Below are 17,813 nucleotides of genomic sequence, written 5' to 3'. Positions count from 1 at the left end.
GAACGCGGTCAGAATCGGGTTTGCAAGTCGGCTGCGGCTGCGCGCATGCCAATCCGCGACGGGCTGCGCTGGGTGCGTGCCTGCGCGATGGCCTGCGATATTTCATCCACCGCCTGCTGCGGGCTTTGCAGCCGATCGGCAAGCCCCGCCGCGATGCCAGCCTGGCCGCGGTAAAGGCCCGCCTGGGTGTCGATGACCTGCTGCACGGACAGCCCCCGGTAATCGGCCACGGCGTTGACGAACAGCTGATAGCTCTCCTGCACCAGGTCATTCAGCACCTTTAGCGACTGATCGCTGAGCGGCTCGTGCGGCGTCAGGTCGTTCTTGTGCGAGCCGGCGTAAACGGTGGTCACCTTCACGCCGAGCTTCTCGTTCATCTGGCTGCGGTCGTAGTGGCTGGCGATGACGCCAATCGAGCCGACCCCGCTGGTCTGGCTGACCACGATCTCGCTGCAGGCCGCCGCGATGATGTAGCCGCCGCTGTAGCCGCTGAAGTTGATCACCCCGGTGATCGGCTTTTGCTGGGCCATGGCACGAATATCCGCAGCCAGCTCGAAGGCACCGGTAGCGGCGCCGCCGGGGCTGTCGATGTCCAGCACGATGTGCTCGACCATCGGATCAGCGACCGCTGCGCGAAGCTGCTGGCGAAGCCCTTCGTAGCTGGTCATGGTTTCGCAAGGCTGCAGGTGCGCCCCGCGGCTAACCAGCACACCGTGCACATCGATGACCTGAATGCCGGTGCGCGCGATGGTTTGCCGCCGGCCTTCCTCAGCCAGCGCCAGGCGGTCGCTGTGCCCTTCGTCCTCCATCATCCGGGCGCCGTCACTGGCACCGATGTTGACGATATTCAGGCTCATCGCCTGGTTGGCCCAGCGCACACCCAGTTCGAGCATGTCCGGGGTAATCAGCAGCGGCTGGTTGAAGAGCAGGCTGGCTGCTCTGAGATAGGCTTTCATTGCGCCAGAATCCTCTCGATTTCAGCGTGCTGCAGTTCGAGCTGCGCGCGGACGTTGGGGTTGTTCAGGTCAGGCATGCCCTTGCCGGCATCGACCATGTTCAGCGGCTGCAGGTACACATCACCGCCGGCAACCGGTGGCATGTTCTCTAGCCGCCGAATGTCGTTAACGCTCAGCCAGCCCCATTGGCGGCCAATGGCGTACGACTCGTAGCGGCTCTTCTGGTCGCCGCGCAGCAGGCCGGACAGGTTGAATTCGATGAAGTGATCACGCCGATCCTTGGGCAGCAGGAAGTCACGCATCATCGATTGCTCGTGACGCTTGACCCACGGCAGCAAGGCGAACACCACGAACTGGATCAGCAGCTGTTCCAGGGTGTTGTAGTTCGACTTCTCCAGATCGTTGACCATCGGCAGCGGGATCTTGTAAATCCGCGCTACGTCGGTGCCGCTGAGCTTGAGGATGTTGACGATGTCCGCATCGACGTGGCTCATGCTGATCGGCTTGAAGGCCATGCCTTCCTGCAGCAGCGCGACCTTCTTGGCGTTGTCCATGCCGCCGTACTTGTCACCCCACTGATCGAGGATGCGATCGATGCTCGCCTGATCCTTGATCGGCGGCGCCTCGCGGGGCCGCTCGATGACGCCGGAAACCGCCGCACCATTGGCGAAGCTCTTGCCGGTGTACTGGCGTACCGCCTGCGCCAGCCCCACCGCTTCGGCGTGCAGCTCGATGGGCGACAGGCCGGTGTAGTGGTTGACCGTGTGCCAGCGAACATGGTGAACCATGCGCATCGGCAGGCGCTCCGGATGGTTGCCCACCTGGTAGCAGGGCAGCATGTCGCCGCCCTTGTAGGTGATCACCTTGCTGGTATCCAGCGGCCAAAGCGCAGCCACGTTGCCGTCGTCGCGCCGTTCGATCAGCTGGAAGCCGTTGCCGCGCAGGCCGGCGGAGAGCTGGGTGCACTCGCGCAGTTCATACGGCGTTTGAAAGCCGTTGGGCTGGTAGCGCAGCACGTCGTACAGCGGATGGTTGATGGCCGCTTCGCGCTGGCCCTGCCCTTGCCGGCGGTACAGCTCGAGCGGCAACTGGCCGATGGATTCGGCGAGCAGGGTGACGCAGTTCTGCAGCACCGGGATGCCCAGCGCCGTTTCCGGCGTGACGACCATCCCGCTGCTGTTCTTGCCGCGGCCAATCAGCCCGCGCCACCAGTCGTTGCTTTCGGTGACGCTGCCGCGCGTGTCGCCGAGAAGGCTGGAAAAGAACATGTCAGCCCCCTTTTGCGCTGAGTTTGGCAGCAGCGCGGTCGGCCAGATAGGACCAGCCGAGCAGCCCACCACCGGCCACCATCAGCGCGGCGGGGATGTTGAGCAGGGCGACGCCCGCCACCAGCAGGCCGAACCCAACCAGGCCAGCCAGCCAGGAAAGCACCATCAATTTCATATGCCCGTGCCTTCTTCGTAGATTGAGGTGCCGCTGTTCACGCTGCCCGCGCCGCTGCTGCCGGTGGCCATGATTGCGGCGACGATGCCGTCGATACGGCCGATCGCCTTTTGCTTGTCCACTTTGCGGTTGCCCGCGGGGTCTGACACGGTGATGGCGTTGCCAGCGTTCCAGGTCAGGACCGGGTTGCCGTCGTGCCGCAGCGTTTCGACTTCCGCCGCCTCGCGCGGTACCAGTTGATAGTCGCCGGGGTCGAGGTCGAGCACGTCAGGTTCCGCAACGGTACCCAGCAGGCGGCGCTCGAACTCATCCACCGCCGGCCCCATGTCCTTGAAGCCCTGGCCGAACGGGGTCAGCTCGGGGAGCGTGATGCCGTGTTCGTTCATCAGCTCGCGCAGGTCTTCGATGCGCCAGCGGTCGTAAGCGATCTGGTGCACCTCGAAGTAGTCGCAGATCGTCTGCAGCCGGCGCAGCACATGCAGCTTGCTGATGGCCTTGCCCGGCGTGGTTTCGAGATGGCCGTCCTTGATCCAGACGCTGTAGGGCACCTTGTCGCGGCGCTCCCGCTCCTCAAGCTGATGGTCCGGAATCCAGAAGTACGGCAGCAGACGCCAGTGCGGGTCGGCCTCGATCGGGTAGAACAGCAACACGAACGCCGTGAGGTCGGTGGTGCTCGACAGGTCGAGTCCCGCCACCGCTGGGCGATTGCGCAGCAGGCGCATGGGCACGCGCTCTTCGGCTGCGCTCCATACGTCCCAGCCGATCCAGGGGTTGTCCGCCTGGGTCCACTGGCAGAAGTTCAGGCGGCGCACGACCGCCTCTTTCGCCGGAAGGCCTCGCGCTTCGGCCACCTGCTCGCGCAGATACTTTCGGCCGGGAATGCCCTCGGTTTGCCGCTCTGGATCAGCTACGAAGTCCAGCGAGGGGTTGACCTTCGCCCAGCAGCTCTCATCGGTGAACGGGTCGTCGCCTTCGTCCAGGGAGCAGATGAAGGCGAACAGGCTGTCGTTGTCCTCGATGCCAGCGCAGATGCGTTTGCCCAGTTCGTGGTACTGACCGCAGACGCTGTTCTTGTCGCTGCCGCTGTTGGTGATCATCACGATCATGGCGCGGCGGCGGTTCTTCGTGCCGGCGCGCATCATGTTTACGGCGGTGGCGCTCTTGTGCTCGTGCAGCTCGTCCAGCAGGCCGATGTGCGGACGCGGGCCGGACTGACCATCGTCCGAGCTGATCGGCCGGAAGAAGCTATTGGTGCTCGGGTAGAACAGGTTCCAGACCTTCTCATCCCGGCCCGATTGCACCAGCCGGCGCACCAGCGCGGGCGACATGTTGACCATGCTCACCGCATCGCGGAACAGGATCATCGCCTGGTCGCGCTTGGTGGCGGCTGCGTAGATCTCGGCGCGCTGCTCGTCGTCGGCGACAAGGCCGTAAAGGCCGATGCCACCCACCAGCGGCGACTTGCCGGAGCCCTTGCCCGTCTCGATGTAGGCCATCCGGAAGCGGCGGTAGCCATCGACGGTGTACCAGCCGAACAAGCTGCCAACCACGAAGGCTTGCCAGGGCGCCAGCACGAAGGGTTCGCCCTCGTACTCGCCGCCGTTCAGGCAGAGCACTTCCTCGAAGAAGCCGAGCGCCTTGTCAGCTGCGGTCTGATCCCAGACCAGTCCGCGCAGTTCGGCAGTATCCCGGTCGCGCAGATGGCGCTTGCAGGCGTTGCGTACGTCAGGCCCGGCGACCAGCTCACCGGCCAGCACCGCCTGGGCGAATGCGGTTACGCGGTCAGCTGAAGTACTTGGCGGCAGCGTCTCGTTGTTCATTGGGGAATAGCTCACCTTGCGGGGCCGCCGCCTTCATGTTGCGGCGGGCCATCGGCGAGAAACCAAACAGGGCGCCGGCGGCGTTCGCGCGCTTCTCGGCGTCGTTGGCCAGCTGCCGCCACACGCTGATCTGCTTGGCGCCAGTGGCGAATGTCTGGATGTCGCCACTGCATTCGGCCTTGGCGTTGTGCTCGGCGATCAGCCGGCGGAAGCGCTGCCAGTCCGCCACCGCTTCGCAGTAGGTGGCCAGCGCCATCATGTCCAACTTGCTGATCCAGCCGAGGGTAAGCAGGTCCGCAACCACGCGATCCCACTCGGCCGCAGCCTCGGCGCTCAGCCAGTCAGGCTTCGGCGGTGCGTCGACCGGCACGGCCGGCTCCAGCACCTCGGCCAGCAACTGGTCGGCGTTCTTTTTGCTCGGGTTACCCTGCAGCAGGTGCAGGTGCGCCGGCTTGCCCGGGCGTCCCGAGTTACTGTTTCCGGCCATAAATAACCTCTGATGCGCTTCGTTTTCCGGATACCCCCCCCTCTCCATTTTTCCCGCCGTTGCACACGGAGTTGGGGGACTGGTCTAGAGCGGGTCGGCGGCTGAATTTTTCACCCCCCCTACCCTGGGCGGTGCCAGTGGTGGCGCGGGTCGAGCGGCCGGCCATCGTTGCCGCAGCCAGACTGACGCCCCGACTTCTCGAAGCGCTGCTTGTCCGAGCTGTGGCAGTTGGTGCACAGCGACTGCCAGTTATCCCGCGACCAGAACAACTTCCACGCTGCCGCAAGGCGCTCGGGATCACCGCTCGCCTTCGCTTCCTTCAGCCGGGGCGGCGTCTTGTGGTCCACCACCTGCGCCAGCACCGGGCGGGCGGGGCTGCTGCACCCCCCGCAAAAAGGGTTGCGCCTCAGGTGATCTTCACGGGCCAGCTGCCACCGGTAGCCATACCCGCGTGACGCAGCCGTGCCGCGCCGGTCAGCCCTGCCGCTCGACATTGCAGACTCCCGCCTTCTTGGCCAGGTAGCGCGCATAGATGCCACCGGCGATGTCAGCGCCGATCAGGCCCACGGCGATGCCCATCGCGCCGGCCAGCAGATAGTCCTGCTTGAGCCAGTAGACGAACATCAGCATCGACACACCGAACAGCGCCGAGCTGCCGAAGCGCAGCAGCACCCGCTTGACCAGCACCCCGACAGCCACACCAGCAGCCTCGGCGCGCCACATCTCGCCAGTCAGCCCGGCAAGCGCGACAAGGATCAGCATCCACGCCGGCAGGTCCGCCAGCGACTGCTGCATCTGCTGTTCGGTCGACATGCACCGCACTCCTGAACTGCGAATAAAAAAGCCCGCATGGCGACGGGCAAGGGCGATGGCGGCGCCATCAGCCAGAAAGGACAAAGCCCCGCACGATGGCGGGGCTTTGAGAGGTGACCGGCAGGGGAACCGGCCTTTGCCTGACACAGCAAGTTAGGCTCGTTTCGGTCATCGCCTTGGCGCTGCTCTGACCTGTTATGCGCTTTGTACCCCCCGACTGCGGCGGCGTAAACGGTGAGTTAACGCCACCCGGCAATGCTCCGGTTATCTAATGCTTATCTGCCGGTTATCTCCCGCCAATGTGGCGGAAGGAACTAAGCCACGTAACGCCCACCATGCACGCTCTGCATCCTGCGGCGGTATTCCAGCTCTGCCCTCACCCGCTCGTGCAGCTGCTGCACCCGGTCGTGATAGGTACGCTCCGAGCCTATCCGCACCCGTCGCATCTGCTGCTTAATCGTCGGGATCGGGTCAGGCAGGTAGCGCACCATCGCCAGCTTCACCAGCTGTGTCTCCAGGCAGAACGGCGGGCGGGTCGTGTTCCCAGCCTGCCGCCAGGCCTTCGCCAGCTTGCGGTCCTGCACCAGCCCCGCCTGCTTGAGCGTCCCGATGGCAGCATCCACCTCCTCGGCAACCTGATCGACCGCGCCCGCCAGCCCCATCGAGCCGCGACCAGAATAGGGGATCATCCCGCCGTACTGCATCGCCGCTGCCAGCGGTGACGAACCCGACGCACCAGGCGAACCCAGCCCGCCACGGCACCGCTCTCCCCAGTGCTGCAACAACGCCTCGACTGCCTCAATCACGGCCCACCTCCCCTGCAAAACCAACCCGACACACAAACGCCCAACCCAACACAAACCCGACACACTCAAAACCCTTACAAATCAATGCCTTCAAAGCATCTGTGTCGGGTGTGTTGGGTTTGTTGGGTTTTTCAGACCTCGCATAAGAAAAAAACAATGCCGCCTTCGAAACAGCCAAACGAATCGGCGCATGCACGCCTGCGCGCGCGTCGAACCCAACACACCCCGCACACACGCCGCAAAGCCCCGCCGTTTCTAGCTCCGCGCTGTGTTGGGTCGCAAAACCAAACCCGACACAACCCAACACACCCGACACACAATCGCACGCACTCATGCTGCCTTCCCCTTCACATGATCCCAGCCATCCACGTCCCAGCCCGCCTCACGCGCCTTTGCACGCCAATCCTTCACCATCTGGCCGAGCGCAGCGCTCGTCAGAGATGGGGGCAGGGAAGAGTTCGGATCGTCAGGGATGAAGAACGCGCCAAAGCGCCGTGAGTTGCCATCCGTCCAGGGGATCGGTCGCGCCGTCTTCTCCACCTCGGAACTGATGAACAGGCTGAACTTCGTCTGGCTCATCGCGTGTTCCCGGTTGCGCTGGCACCACTCGAGGAACAGCGAATAGAGGTCGCTCGACAGGCAGCCACCCCACAGCCCGCGCCCCAGCTCCTGCGCACGCCACTGGTGCAGAAAGGTCTGCCAGCCGGCCCGGCTCAACGCCACCAGGCGCTGCCGCGCATCGGTATGCGGCGGGCGCGTCCGCTCGTTGAAGTCGCCCAGGTCGACCGCCAGCAGCCACGCATACAGCGCCGCAACACCACCATTGGCCAGCTCGCGCCCGATCGCCTGCTGCCGCTCCGGCGGCAACGTCTCCTGTGGCCACATCACCAGCAGCCGGCGGTCACTGTCACTGATCGGCCACGGCAGAATCTCGTTCGAGAGGAACACCGCATTCATATGGTTGGCTTCCTCCCAACCATTGATGAACTTCGACTCCATCCGCACCGTCTTGCCCGTGATCAGATGCTTGATCTTGCCCACCTGGTTGTAACGCTGGTCGCGGCTGACGACTTCCTCGAACACCGCCCACAGCTTCCGGCTCTGCCACGCGTTGAAGTTCGACTCAAGCTGCGTCTGCCCCACCGTCGCCGCGTACTGCCCATACAAAGCACCCATCGTGTCCGCGAAGAACAGGCTCTTGCCCGAACCCTCCATCACCGAATGCATCAGCACAGCGGTGTCCAGCTTCGCGCCCGGGTGCTGCAACGGAAAGGCCAGCCACTTCGTCAGCCAGTCCAGCGCCTTGCCGTCGTGGTTACAGAGAAACGAGATCAGCCAGCGCAGGTTCTCGCACGCCGCGTCATCGCGCACCGGCTCCAGCGGCAGCCCCTCGAACGTATTGATGTACGTCGCCGGGTCCTTCGTCATCGTCGGGTCGAACACGATGTGGTCCACGTCCACCGTGCGGCGCTCGGCACTGTTGAGCCACAGCGCATAGGCATCGCCCAGCGCCATCTTCACCGCGCCTTCCGGGATGCGCCGCTTCTTCTCGCGGTCCCACACATCCTTCGTCCCGTCGATGTACACATAGCGCTCGGTCGGCGGCATGCCCAGCGCACCGGCCTTCTTGCCCGCCATGCGCCGCGCCTGCTCGATCTCGCGCACCGCATCGGCGGCGATCAGCTTCTTGTTCGTGTCATCCAGCCAGGTCTTCGCCAGCGGCTTGCCCACCAGCGCCTCGAAGGCGGTCTTCTTCATCGCCGCTTTCTTATCCTGGTCCCATACCTGCGTCGTGCCCTCAACCAGCGCAAACCGCCGCAGCACCTGCTCGGGCGTGAAGCCCGCCCCCTGCCCCCCGGTGTCGGAGGAGCCGGCCGGCGCAGCGGCTGCGTCAGCGGATGGGGCCGGGGAAGGCTTGCCAGCAGCAACAGCCGCATCGAGCTGCTGCGCGACCGCCTCCAGCCCCCACGCCACATGCACATCGTTCCAGTCCTGCCCCGCCTCGCCTTCGGCCGGCAGCGTCGGGAAGGCAGCAATGCCGCCCACCTCACCCGCCGCCGCTTCCGCCTTCTTCCGGCCCGGGTTGCCGGGCTTCGTCGGATCATCGTCACCGGCAACCACCAGCAGCGTATCCGGGCACTGCGCCATCAGGTCACGCGCTACCGCCGGCATGTTGCCGGAGTCCAGCGCCATCGCCACCGGCCAGCCCATCGCCATATGCACGCTCGCCGCCGTCGCATAGCCTTCGGCCTCGCCGATCACCGGCGCGCCGTCCAGGTCACCCAGCACATGCCAGCAACCCGCCTTGCGCCCGTACTTCGGGAACAGCTTCGTGCCCTGCTCGTTGATCGCCTGCAGGCTCCACAGCTTCCCCGCCGCATCGCGCAGCGGAATGGCAATGCTGCCCTTCTTGAACATCAGGAAGCTGATCGAATCCGGTCGCGGCTTCGGCAGGTTGGCGAAGAACTCCCGCGTCTCACTCCCCACCCACACATCACAGCGCTGCCGCTCGTCATCGATGGAAAGCACAACCGTGTAATGGAAGTAACCAACGCCAAAAGCCCCCACCTGTTTGCGTTCCAGGTAGGGGCTTTCGCCTTGCGGCTTGCAATGCTTCGTCCAGATCAGCTCGCAGGCGCTGGCCACCGCCTCACGCATAACCGAGGCCCTGGCTTCGTCCGCTTCGATCTCAGCCTGCCGCACCGCCCGCCGGGCTTCCGCCTCGGCATTCAGCCGGCGTTTCTCCTCGGCGGTCATTGGCTCCCGGCGCGGCCGCCAGCCGTTGTCCTTGGCCAGCTTGATCACCGTGCCCATGCCCGTGCCGGCCTTGCGGAAGCTCCGCCAAACCGTCTTCGCATCGCCTGCGTTATACCCAGCGCCCGACGCGCTCCAAGTATCCCAGGCGTCAAAGCCGGCACTGGCGAACTCCGCCTTGATGCCCATGCCCACTTGCAACCAGGTATCGCGGTCATCGGCGGGGATGTACTGCAGCAGCTCGGTCAGGTCGGCCAACGTCAGCGGTACGCGCTCAACCACGCCGCACCCCCGCATTCCGCTTATCGATCACCTGCTGACAGTCAAAGCACATGCGGCAACCCTTCACCGCCTCCTGCCGCGCCTTCGGTATGTCGCAACCGCATTCCTCACACTCGGTCAGGCTCTCACCCTGGTACTGCACGCGGCTTGCGATAAGGCGCTGCAGCTCCTCGGCCTGCTCCCGCTGGGCACGTTCGATCAGATGCTCATCCATGGCACACCGCCTCCGCTTCCATCGCCTGCTCAGCGCCCGCCACAATCCCCAGGATCTCGCCGATCATCTTGTTCGCGTGGTAGCGCAGCGCTTCCACCTCGTGCCGCTCCCAGCAATTGTCCTCGGCGCCATCGTGCAGGCTGCCGACGAACTCGCCTTCGGCCTGCAGCAGCGCGCCCAACGCCTTCAGCGCATCGCGCGTAGCCGGTACCGGCTGCGGCACGAACGCCACCGCGCCGGCCGGGCGCACCAACGCCGCCAGCAGGCGCGGGTCGCGCGTGGTCGCCACAATCTCTTCAAGGAACTCAGGGTGCAGCGGGCGGTTGCCCGTAGGGTTGACGCGCTTGCTCAGCTCGTCGGGGTCGATGCCGATGGTCAGCGCCACCGCGTTCTGCCCACCCACCGCATCGCGCGTGGCGCGGTACAGCGCCTGGCGGGTGGTCAGCACCGGGCCGGCGCCCGGCAAAAGGTCTTTACGGCTCATAGCGTTAATGCCCCTGTAACGCTGTAGCCAACCGCCGGGCCGTTGCCCTACAGTTCACCTACAGCACGCGACCCTCATGACTGCTGTGTCCACGGGTCGCGGGTTGAGGTAGCCGGCTGGTAACCGGTTACCGGACCGTCGAGGCTGGGGTTCTTGCTGTGGTAAGTGGGTCCCCAGTTCTCGACCTCTATACAAGCCTGCCGCCGTAGCGACAGGCTTTTTGTGTTTCTGGGCTGCTTGCCCGGCGCCGGCCCGATGGCGTTGGTAAGACTCTCGGGCCGGCTCCCGCCTGATACGTGTGCTGCGGTGCTGTGTCCTGGAGGCGGGCTGTGATTCTGGTTAGGCGCGGCGTTCGCCTTGGCGCCGCTCTCCGCGCCTACGCTCCGCCTGGCGGCGGTCAGCTTCGAAGCCGGCGCCACCGCTCTTCTCGGCATAGAGCTTTTCCAGCTCCTTACCGATGCAGTAACGGAGTTCAGCGCCATTCAGCGCCCGGAAAACGGTCGGCTGAGTAACGCCAATAGCGTCAGCGATGCCTTGCTGGGTCATCCCAGCTTCGATAAGCGCTTTCAGCATTTCAGTGATCGAGGGAGTAGTCATGACAAAGGAATGTATCCGGCTACGCATTGAGGAAGATAATACGCATCGGAATTGTCAGCCGCAATACGCTTTGCATAATTCGCAAAGGAATAATCTCGGCATGGCTATTTCGATCGGTCACATCGCCGCCACGCTGGCGGCAAGGCGCGAAAAGCTGGGCTGGAGCGAGACAGAGCTGGCCAAGAGAGCCGGCCTTAACCAATCCACCGTGCACCGCATCCTCAAGGGTGAGTTCCAGAACCCGCAGATCAATTACATCGAGCGCCTCACTCGCGCCCTTGGGTTGGACATGGCCGAAGTGCTCGGCCTCCGCCAGCCCGATCCGCAAACCTTAGACTCGACCTTGGGGCCTGGGCCCGCCTTGCATCAACGCGTACCTCTGATTTCATGGGTGCGCGCCGGAGATTTATGCGAGGCGATAGATTTGTTTGAACCTGGATTTGCCGATGATTGGCTCGACTGCCCGTTTCCCCATAGCTCGTCTGCTTTCTGTCTAGAAGTGAGAGGGCTAAGCATGTCGCCAGAGTACCGGGCAGGGGAAATCCTTCTAGTCGAGCCAGACATTCAGGCGATGCACAACGATGACGTTGTGGTGAGGACCCCAGAAGGGCAGGTCACTTTCAAACGGCTGCAGAAAACAGAAGACGGCACATATCTCCTGGCCCTGAATCCAGAGTTTCCGAATCGAATTCTTCACATGCCAGACGACACCTCGATCTGCGGAGTAGTGACTGGCTCGTGGGTGAATAGGAAGCGACGCTAGGCGCCGCCGAATCAATGCTCGGAACAAGGCGGGCTGACAGAAATTCAGCCGCTACCGCAGGGATAGCTATGCCAGATCGAATAACTGCTGAAGAGATCATTCGCCAAAGCGAACAAGGGGTTTCGGTGCGCCCCTTTCTGGTACGAGCCGATGACGGGTGTAACTATTTCGTCAAAGGTTTCGAGCGCACCGGCGGGCCCGGCTTGATTTCCGAGGTAGTAGCAGCCGAAATCGGCGCTCATCTGGGGTTGGCAATACCACCCTGGCGCATCATGGACATTCCGCAGCCGCTAATCGACTTCAGCACGATTCCGAACGTAACTGATCTTAACGGCGGCCCTGCGTTTGCTTCGCAGCAGGTCTTAACCGCCAGTGAACTGACCTGGGCAGGTGTAAAAAAGATACCGGTCGATCTAAGACGTCGGGTACTGATTTTTGACTGGCTGATCCAGAACGGCGACCGCTGTCTTGGAGAGCACGGAGGGAATGTGAATTTGCTGCTCGATCAAGAGGGAGCTCTTGCCGTGATCGACCACAATGCGGCATTCGAGCTACAGCTTTCTCATGATGAGTTCTGCCAATTCCACGTCTTCCGGGACCTGATTGGCTCCGAGCGCGACGACCTGCTCGCTCGACTGAAATACACCCCTGAGCTTGACGCAGCGCTGGCGGATTGGGGTAGGATCGCCGCCCTTCTGCCGGACGAATGGCTGTATCGTGACCGGGACCACGTGGATGAAACTGAACCCACGCTGGCGAAGCGGCTCGAAATGCTGCAAAGGTACAGGGCAGAGCTCTTCTGGGGGCAGCTATGAAACTCGTGTGTAACTACTCCATCCTGCGCTTCTTGCCGTATCCAGAAACGGGCGAGTTTGTGAACATTGGCGTCGTGCTGATCGCCAACACAGGCGAACTTCGCTTCAAGATCATGAGCAAGCGCCAGAGGGTCACACAGTTCTTTAGCACGCTAGACCCTACGGTTTACCTGCGCGCTCGGCGAGAGATGCAGCTAGATTTGGCCCGCCTGGCCGCGTGCTTTCCCGGCGATGGGGCTAACCTGCCACTGCTCAAGAATACGTTCCTGCACCTAGTACACCCGCGCGAAACGATGATGCGCTTCAGTGAGCCGGGGACGGTAATGAGCGAGAACATTGGTAACACGCTCGAGACGCTGTTCGACCATTACGTGAACCATAGCTTCGCCAATAAGGAGTACCACGAAAAGCATCTAGAGCGGCAATTAGGCAACCTGCTGGCGACTTTCAATCTTCGGCAGCGCTACGCCGCGGATCGCCGACTTGGAGATAGCACATATAACGTGCGCTTCCCCTTCGTCTTATTCCAAGCGGAGCGGGCGGTGCAAGCTATCAAGCCGCTCTTTCTCGGACAAGCCGAACCGTCGAAGATCTATGAGCACGGGGACGGTTGGCTGATGAAGGTCAAGCGCCTGGCGCGTGGAAACCAGCTGCCTGGCGATACGCTGTTCCTCGCTGAGCCACCCGCCGGCACCTCCGCTAAGCTGCTGCAGGCCTACAATGAAGTGACAACCGAATTGGCAGATCTGGAGGGTGTGCGAGTAGTGAACAACCAGGCACCGGACCGAGAAATACTCCGCTCGATTGAACATGGCCTGCCTATCGTGCATTGATAAACAACCCCGCCCAGCGCGGGGTTTTTTCTGCGCGTCTGGATGTCCCGAAGATGCACCAAACCAAATACGCATTTTTATCCCGATACGTATTGACTGAGACAATTCGTTAACGGATTATTGCCGCGTACCCACTTACCACGGGATCGCGACAATGGACACAGCACAGCACAGCAGCTCCCGCTGCCCGGTCTTCCTGCACCCGGCAGCGGCATCCAACCCTTTCACCGTACGCCGCATTGAACGTGAAACCGGCCTGACGGCTCACGTCACCCTGCGCGCTGCAGAACTCAAGCGCCACACCCTGCCCGCCCTCGAGGACTTCGGCCCGTTCGGTGGTGCAGCATGAGCACCTTCTCCCTCACCAGAGGCAGCGAAGCCGCCCTTGGCATGCTCGCCAGCCAGGCAGGCAGCGAAACCCTGCTGCTGACCCAGCCAGCACGCGAGCTGCGCGCCGAGCTCAGCATCGAGCCCTTCACCAGCGCCAGCGGCGATCAGCTGCTGGCCGTGCTGTTCATGCGCGAGCAGCGCCACAGCATGACCCTCCAGCGCAACGACGGCGCCAACGCCCAGCACCTGGCCGATTGGATCGAAGCCGTAGCCAACGGCACGGTGGATACAGCGGAGGCCGTTCCGCTGCGCACCGAGCCGAGCGACCTGCAAGCAGCAACGACCGCATTCAATGCTGCCGCGCGTGAGCTGAATGCACAGGCAGAGCCGGCACCGACGCAGCCAGAGCAAAGCAAGCTGGAACCGGCGCTGCTCAAGATTTGCGCGGAATGGGACCGCCAGAAGCGCCTGTTTCCTGAGCTGAGCAGAGACGCCTGGATGGACCTCGCAATCGCGGAAGCCCGCTGCGCCTTGTCGGCCACCAGCCCCACAGCCTGAGGCCCGCCACCATGAACCGCACCCTCGACCAGGCAGCCGCCGTGCTCGGCATTGGCCCGCGCAAGCTGCGCGCCCGTATGCGGGAGCTAGGCCTGCTCAACCACGCTGGCGAGCTCATCAGCATCGAGCGCAGCCGCGGCCGGCTGTTCGTCGACACCCGCAGCCGCTGGAACCCGGCCATCAGCACCTACAGCCATTACGGCGTGGTCATGGCCACCGAAAAGGGGATCGGCTGGCTGGCCGAGCAGCTGGGCATCACCGTCACCAAGAAGGACGACGCCGCATGACAATCTCTGCCAACCAACACGCAATCGGCGCGCTCAAGCTCACCAGCCTGCATCTGGACCACCCCAGCGTGGTACCCGCCACTGTGCTGCGCGACGCCTGCGCCGAGGCCATCGCCCTGCTGCGGCTCAACCACCCGTGCGCCGCTGACCTGGGCAGCTTCTTCTGCAGCCTGCTCGCCGTCACGCCGCGCGGCTACATGCCCTACGTCACGCTGACCACCGACCCGGCCACGCCCTACGCCTGCGTCATCACCGATGCCGCCGGCAACATCGTCGACCGCCAACTGGGCAAGACCATCGAAGGCATCACCGAACTCATCCGCCTGCGCCACACCGCGCCCAGCCCGGCACGCACCACAGAGGGGCGCGGGGAGATCGGAGGGGCAACACCGTGAGCAGCACCTACCAGCAACTGCTGCGCCGCTACGACCGGCCCTGCCTGCCGCTGGACGAAGTGCGCGCCGAGTACCTGCCGCACATCGGCGACGTCGAGTCGCTGATCAAGCTGATTCACCAGGGCCGCGTCCGCCTGCGCTACACCCGCACGGACGTCACCCGCAAGGCGCCACCCGTTGTTTACCTGCGCGATCTGGCCGCCTGGCTGGACGCCCACGACCCGAGCAACACCCAACCCGCCACTGACCAGGTGGCGTAACCAACCGCAACAAGGACACAGCAAATGAAAGCAACCGACACCAGCGAGTTCATCAACAGCCTCAACGCCGGCGTGTTCGCCGACCAGATAGGCCGCGCGCTGTCCGACGTCGCCGGCCGCGACGAGCCGCAGCTCAAGCTGCGCTGGGTCGGGGAAGAAGCCCAGCGCGAAGCGTTCGCACGCGAGTTCAAGGAGGTGCTTGAGCAGGAAGTGGGCGGCAGCGTGCCGCTGAGCATCGGCACCTTCAGCCTCGGCAAGTAAGCGCAGCACCTACCCGCCGGCCTTACCAGCCGGCGGTTCTACATCAGAGGGACACAGCAATGAACTTCACCACCATCCAGATTCTGGCCTTCGTCGGCGCTGTCGCCGCCATGGCCATCGTCTTCGGCCTTGGCTACCTCGAAGGCCGCCGCGCGGCGCGGCAGAACCTTGAACACCTGGCCACCGCCAACCGTCAGCTGGTCGACAACCTGCGCCACCGCGCCGAACGCGCCCAGCACGAACACACCATCAGCCGCCTCAACGCTGCCCAGGCACTGGAGCACCTGACCGAGGAGCTGGACGCCCTGCGCACCGAACTTGCCGACGCCCAGCGCCGCGCACTCACCGCAGAGGACGCCGAAACCCTCGCCGAGATCGCCGCCAAGCTCAACCTGGCCGCCACCGTGTTCACCAAGATGGGCTCCGAACAAGGCGCCCACGCCAGCAAGCTGGCCCTCGCCGCTATTGCCATCGCCGACCGTTACTGGAACACCACCCCGCTTTCGACCTGGGAGCGCGTGGACGCCACCCTCGGCACGCAGCCTGCTGCGATGTGTATGTGAGGCGGCCATGAAGAACCTCTATCGCCTCCACCCTCAGCCGGCGTTCAACTTCAACGGCCTGGTCATCGACAACTTCGCCGGCGGCGGCGGTGCCTCCACGGGCATCGAGCTTGGCCTCGGCCGCCCTGTCGACATCGCCATCAACCACGACCCCGAAGCCGTGGCGATGCACGACATCAACCACCCCCACACCAAACACTTCTGCGAATCGGTCTGGGAAGTCGACCCGCGCGTTGTCGTCGACGGGCGCCCGGTCGATCTGTGCTGGTTCAGCCCGGACTGCAAACACTTCAGCAAGGCCAAGGGCGGCGCCCCGGTGAAGAAGGAGATCCGCGGCCTCGCCTGGGTCGCCATCCGCTACGCCGCCACGGTCAAGCCGAAGGTCATCATGCTGGAGAACGTCGAGGAGTTCGTGACCTGGGGGCCACTGGCCACCGATGGCCGCCCCTGCCCGAAGAACAAGGGCCGCACCTTTTCCAGCTTCGTCAACGCACTTCGCCGCCTCGGCTACCAGGTGGACTGGCGCGAGCTGCGCGCCTGCGACTACGGCGCCCCGACCATCCGCAAGCGCCTGTTCCTCATCGCCCGTTGCGACGGCCAGCCCATCGTCTGGCCCGACCCAACCCACGGGGACCCGGCGAGCGAAGCGGTCAAGGCCAAGCGCTTGAAGCCGTGGCGCACCGCCGCAGAGATCATCGATTGGTCACTGCCCTGCCCGTCGATCTTCACCCGCAAGAAGCCACTGGCCGAGAACACCCTGCGCCGTATCGCCCGGGGCATTCAGCGCTATGTGATCGAATCGAACCAGCCCTTCGTTGTTCAGGGCATGGCGCCCTTCATCACCGAGCACGCCAACGGCAGCACCCAGCGCAACATGCCGGCCGATGCACCGCTGCGCACCATCTGCGCCCAGGTGAAAGGCGGGCACTTTGCGCTCGTATCGCCAACCTTGGTGCAGGTAGGCTATGGCGAACGCAAAGGCCAAGCACCCCGCGCGCCGGGGCTCGACAAGCCACTCGGCACCGTTGTCGCCGGTGGCGGTAAGCATGCTCTCGTCGCCGCCTTCCTTGCCAAGCACTACGGCGGCAACTACACCGGTCCGGGAAGCAGCCTCGAAAGCCCGCTGCCAACCGCGACCACTGTCGACCACAACGCGCTGGTGACCAGCCACCTGGTGAAGCTGCGTAACAACTGCATCGGCCAGGCCCTGCGCGAGCCCATCCACACGCTAACCACTGGCGGCCATATGGGCGAAGTGCGCGCTTTCCTGCTCAAGTATTACGACACCGGCATCGGCCAGCCGCTGACTGACCCGCTGCATACCGTCACCACCAAGCACCGCATGGGGCTGGTGATGGTGAAAGGTGAGCCCTACCAGATCGTGGACATCGGCATGCGCATGCTCGAGCCGCACGAACTCTTCGCCGCCCAGGGCTTCCCGGCCGACTACATCCACGACCGCACCGCCGGCGGCAAGAAGCTCAGCAAGGCCGCTCAGGTGCGAATGTGCGGCAACAGCGTCTGCCCACCGGTAGCCACCGCCCTCGTCCGCGCCAACCTCAGCGCGCAGCAGCTCGGGGAGGAGGCAGCATGACCTACTCGATCTTCTACAGCACCGAAATGCCGAACGACACAGCCCAGGTCAGCGGGCGCTTGCCACGCAAGCCGCAGCGCTGGTTGATGGAGTGGCTGGTAAAAACGCCGGACGGCAAGACCCACGTCGACAACTCCCGCACCATCCAGCGCGCCACCTATGAGGAGGTGAACGCGATCATGGGCGCCATCATCGACGACATCAAAGCCGAGATCGGCGACCTCGCCACGTTCATCAGCTACCGCCTGACCTGCCACGGCGGTACCAAGAAGCATCGCAAGGGAGGGAAGCGCCGTGGTCGCGCTTGAGGGATACCTGCGCGAGGAGCAGGTGCTGGAGGTCACCACCCTGTCCCACGCCACGCTCTGGCGCGAGATCAAGGCCGGGCGCTTCCCGAAACAAGTCCGGCTTTCGCCGGGCCGCGTCGGTTGGCGGGCATCCGATCTGCGCCTTTGGCTGGAGGACCCAGAAGCGTGGAGCAATCAGGCGGCGTGACGG

25 protein-coding genes are annotated in these 17,813 nt (G+C 64.1%); 13 read left to right on the top strand and 12 right to left on the bottom strand.

What is annotated here, in order from left to right; genetic code table 11:
* Nucleotides 1-8: 8 nt before the first annotated feature.
* The 12 genes from AC0ZJQ_RS05470 to AC0ZJQ_RS05415 all read right to left on the bottom strand — a co-directional run bounded on the left by AC0ZJQ_RS05470 (nt 9) and on the right by AC0ZJQ_RS05415 (nt 10,656).
* Nucleotides 9-956, bottom strand: a complete 948-nt coding sequence (locus AC0ZJQ_RS05470) for a S49 family peptidase (RefSeq protein WP_476477441.1) — start codon at nt 954-956, stop codon at nt 9-11.
* On the bottom strand, nt 953-2,224 hold the full coding sequence (locus AC0ZJQ_RS05465; RefSeq protein ID WP_476477440.1) for a phage portal protein: 1,272 nt from the start codon (nt 2,222-2,224) through the stop codon (nt 953-955). Before AC0ZJQ_RS05465 ends, AC0ZJQ_RS05470 begins: the two co-directional genes overlap by 4 nt.
* Before the next feature lies 1 nt (nt 2,225).
* Nucleotides 2,226-2,399, bottom strand: a complete 174-nt coding sequence (locus AC0ZJQ_RS05460) for a hypothetical protein (RefSeq protein WP_476477439.1) — start codon at nt 2,397-2,399, stop codon at nt 2,226-2,228.
* Nucleotides 2,396-4,219 carry a terminase large subunit gene (locus AC0ZJQ_RS05455; protein ID WP_476477438.1) on the bottom strand — a complete coding sequence of 608 codons (1,824 nt, stop codon included), beginning with the start codon at nt 4,217-4,219 and terminating at the stop codon, nt 2,396-2,398. Before AC0ZJQ_RS05455 ends, AC0ZJQ_RS05460 begins: the two co-directional genes overlap by 4 nt.
* Nucleotides 4,182-4,706: a phage terminase small subunit P27 family gene (locus tag AC0ZJQ_RS05450; protein ID WP_213574709.1), complete on the bottom strand. Its 525-nt coding sequence runs from the start codon at nt 4,704-4,706 to the stop codon at nt 4,182-4,184. The genes AC0ZJQ_RS05455 and AC0ZJQ_RS05450 overlap by 38 nt, the downstream gene beginning before the upstream one ends.
* Before the next feature lie 474 nt (nt 4,707-5,180).
* Nucleotides 5,181-5,519, bottom strand: a complete 339-nt coding sequence (locus AC0ZJQ_RS05445; RefSeq protein ID WP_038662298.1) for a phage holin family protein — start codon at nt 5,517-5,519, stop codon at nt 5,181-5,183.
* Nucleotides 5,520-5,833: 314 nt separating this feature from the next.
* Nucleotides 5,834-6,325, bottom strand: a complete 492-nt coding sequence (locus AC0ZJQ_RS05440; protein WP_476477437.1) for a hypothetical protein — start codon at nt 6,323-6,325, stop codon at nt 5,834-5,836.
* Entirely contained in the window at nt 6,318-6,659 is a 342-nt protein-coding gene (locus AC0ZJQ_RS05435; protein ID WP_476477436.1) for a hypothetical protein, read from the bottom strand. The genes AC0ZJQ_RS05440 and AC0ZJQ_RS05435 overlap by 8 nt, the downstream gene beginning before the upstream one ends.
* The gene (locus AC0ZJQ_RS05430) at nt 6,656-9,361 is read right to left on the bottom strand and encodes a DUF5906 domain-containing protein (protein WP_476477435.1); all 2,706 of its coding nucleotides are present in this window, start codon (nt 9,359-9,361) and stop codon (nt 6,656-6,658) included. Before AC0ZJQ_RS05430 ends, AC0ZJQ_RS05435 begins: the two co-directional genes overlap by 4 nt.
* Complete coding sequence (locus AC0ZJQ_RS05425; RefSeq protein ID WP_476477434.1) at nt 9,354-9,575, bottom strand: TraR/DksA C4-type zinc finger protein; 222 nt, start codon at nt 9,573-9,575, stop codon at nt 9,354-9,356. Before AC0ZJQ_RS05425 ends, AC0ZJQ_RS05430 begins: the two co-directional genes overlap by 8 nt.
* Nucleotides 9,568-10,059 (bottom strand): phage regulatory CII family protein, encoded by a 492-nt coding sequence (locus AC0ZJQ_RS05420; RefSeq protein WP_038662306.1) that lies wholly within the window; start codon nt 10,057-10,059, stop codon nt 9,568-9,570. The genes AC0ZJQ_RS05425 and AC0ZJQ_RS05420 overlap by 8 nt, the downstream gene beginning before the upstream one ends.
* 339 nt (nt 10,060-10,398) lie before the next feature.
* Entirely contained in the window at nt 10,399-10,656 is a 258-nt protein-coding gene (locus AC0ZJQ_RS05415) for a helix-turn-helix domain-containing protein (protein ID WP_234174831.1), read from the bottom strand.
* Here AC0ZJQ_RS05415 and AC0ZJQ_RS05410 point away from each other — a divergent pair.
* The 13 genes from AC0ZJQ_RS05410 (at nt 10,655) to AC0ZJQ_RS05350 (ending at nt 17,810) form a co-directional block, all read left to right on the top strand.
* On the top strand, nt 10,655-11,419 hold the full coding sequence (locus tag AC0ZJQ_RS05410; RefSeq protein ID WP_476477433.1) for a LexA family protein: 765 nt from the start codon (nt 10,655-10,657) through the stop codon (nt 11,417-11,419). The genes AC0ZJQ_RS05415 and AC0ZJQ_RS05410 overlap by 2 nt on opposite strands.
* A gap of 68 nt (nt 11,420-11,487) precedes the next feature.
* The gene (locus AC0ZJQ_RS05405) at nt 11,488-12,234 is read left to right on the top strand and encodes a HipA family kinase (RefSeq protein WP_476477432.1); all 747 of its coding nucleotides are present in this window, start codon (nt 11,488-11,490) and stop codon (nt 12,232-12,234) included.
* Nucleotides 12,231-13,067, top strand: a complete 837-nt coding sequence (locus AC0ZJQ_RS05400) for a DUF3037 domain-containing protein (protein ID WP_476477431.1) — start codon at nt 12,231-12,233, stop codon at nt 13,065-13,067. The genes AC0ZJQ_RS05405 and AC0ZJQ_RS05400 overlap by 4 nt, the downstream gene beginning before the upstream one ends.
* Before the next feature lie 154 nt (nt 13,068-13,221).
* Nucleotides 13,222-13,416, top strand: coding sequence for a hypothetical protein (locus AC0ZJQ_RS05395; RefSeq protein ID WP_476477430.1), 195 nt, complete (start codon nt 13,222-13,224; stop codon nt 13,414-13,416).
* Nucleotides 13,413-13,955, top strand: coding sequence for a hypothetical protein (locus AC0ZJQ_RS05390; RefSeq protein ID WP_476477429.1), 543 nt, complete (start codon nt 13,413-13,415; stop codon nt 13,953-13,955). Before AC0ZJQ_RS05395 ends, AC0ZJQ_RS05390 begins: the two co-directional genes overlap by 4 nt.
* 11 nt (nt 13,956-13,966) lie before the next feature.
* Nucleotides 13,967-14,242 carry a hypothetical protein gene (locus AC0ZJQ_RS05385; protein ID WP_476477428.1) on the top strand — a complete coding sequence of 92 codons (276 nt, stop codon included), beginning with the start codon at nt 13,967-13,969 and terminating at the stop codon, nt 14,240-14,242.
* Nucleotides 14,239-14,637, top strand: coding sequence for a hypothetical protein (locus AC0ZJQ_RS05380; RefSeq protein WP_476477427.1), 399 nt, complete (start codon nt 14,239-14,241; stop codon nt 14,635-14,637). The genes AC0ZJQ_RS05385 and AC0ZJQ_RS05380 overlap by 4 nt, the downstream gene beginning before the upstream one ends.
* Nucleotides 14,634-14,897 (top strand): pyocin activator PrtN family protein, encoded by a 264-nt coding sequence (locus tag AC0ZJQ_RS05375; RefSeq protein WP_038662318.1) that lies wholly within the window; start codon nt 14,634-14,636, stop codon nt 14,895-14,897. Before AC0ZJQ_RS05380 ends, AC0ZJQ_RS05375 begins: the two co-directional genes overlap by 4 nt.
* Before the next feature lie 24 nt (nt 14,898-14,921).
* Nucleotides 14,922-15,158 (top strand): DUF2303 family protein, encoded by a 237-nt coding sequence (locus AC0ZJQ_RS05370; protein ID WP_476477426.1) that lies wholly within the window; start codon nt 14,922-14,924, stop codon nt 15,156-15,158.
* Between the two features lie 59 nt (nt 15,159-15,217).
* Nucleotides 15,218-15,721, top strand: a complete 504-nt coding sequence (locus AC0ZJQ_RS05365; RefSeq protein WP_476477425.1) for a hypothetical protein — start codon at nt 15,218-15,220, stop codon at nt 15,719-15,721.
* Nucleotides 15,722-15,728: 7 nt separating this feature from the next.
* A complete protein-coding gene (locus tag AC0ZJQ_RS05360) occupies nt 15,729-17,315 on the top strand; it encodes a DNA cytosine methyltransferase (protein ID WP_476477424.1) in 1,587 nt (528 codons plus the stop codon).
* Nucleotides 17,312-17,623 carry a hypothetical protein gene (locus AC0ZJQ_RS05355; protein WP_418651933.1) on the top strand — a complete coding sequence of 104 codons (312 nt, stop codon included), beginning with the start codon at nt 17,312-17,314 and terminating at the stop codon, nt 17,621-17,623. Before AC0ZJQ_RS05360 ends, AC0ZJQ_RS05355 begins: the two co-directional genes overlap by 4 nt.
* Nucleotides 17,610-17,810, top strand: coding sequence for a helix-turn-helix transcriptional regulator (locus AC0ZJQ_RS05350; protein ID WP_181092064.1), 201 nt, complete (start codon nt 17,610-17,612; stop codon nt 17,808-17,810). Before AC0ZJQ_RS05355 ends, AC0ZJQ_RS05350 begins: the two co-directional genes overlap by 14 nt.
* Nucleotides 17,811-17,813: the final 3 nt, after the last annotated feature.

It is taken from the genome of Stutzerimonas sp. 21-1, assembly GCF_056336065.1.
This window is presented reverse-complemented; position numbering and strand designations above follow the sequence as displayed.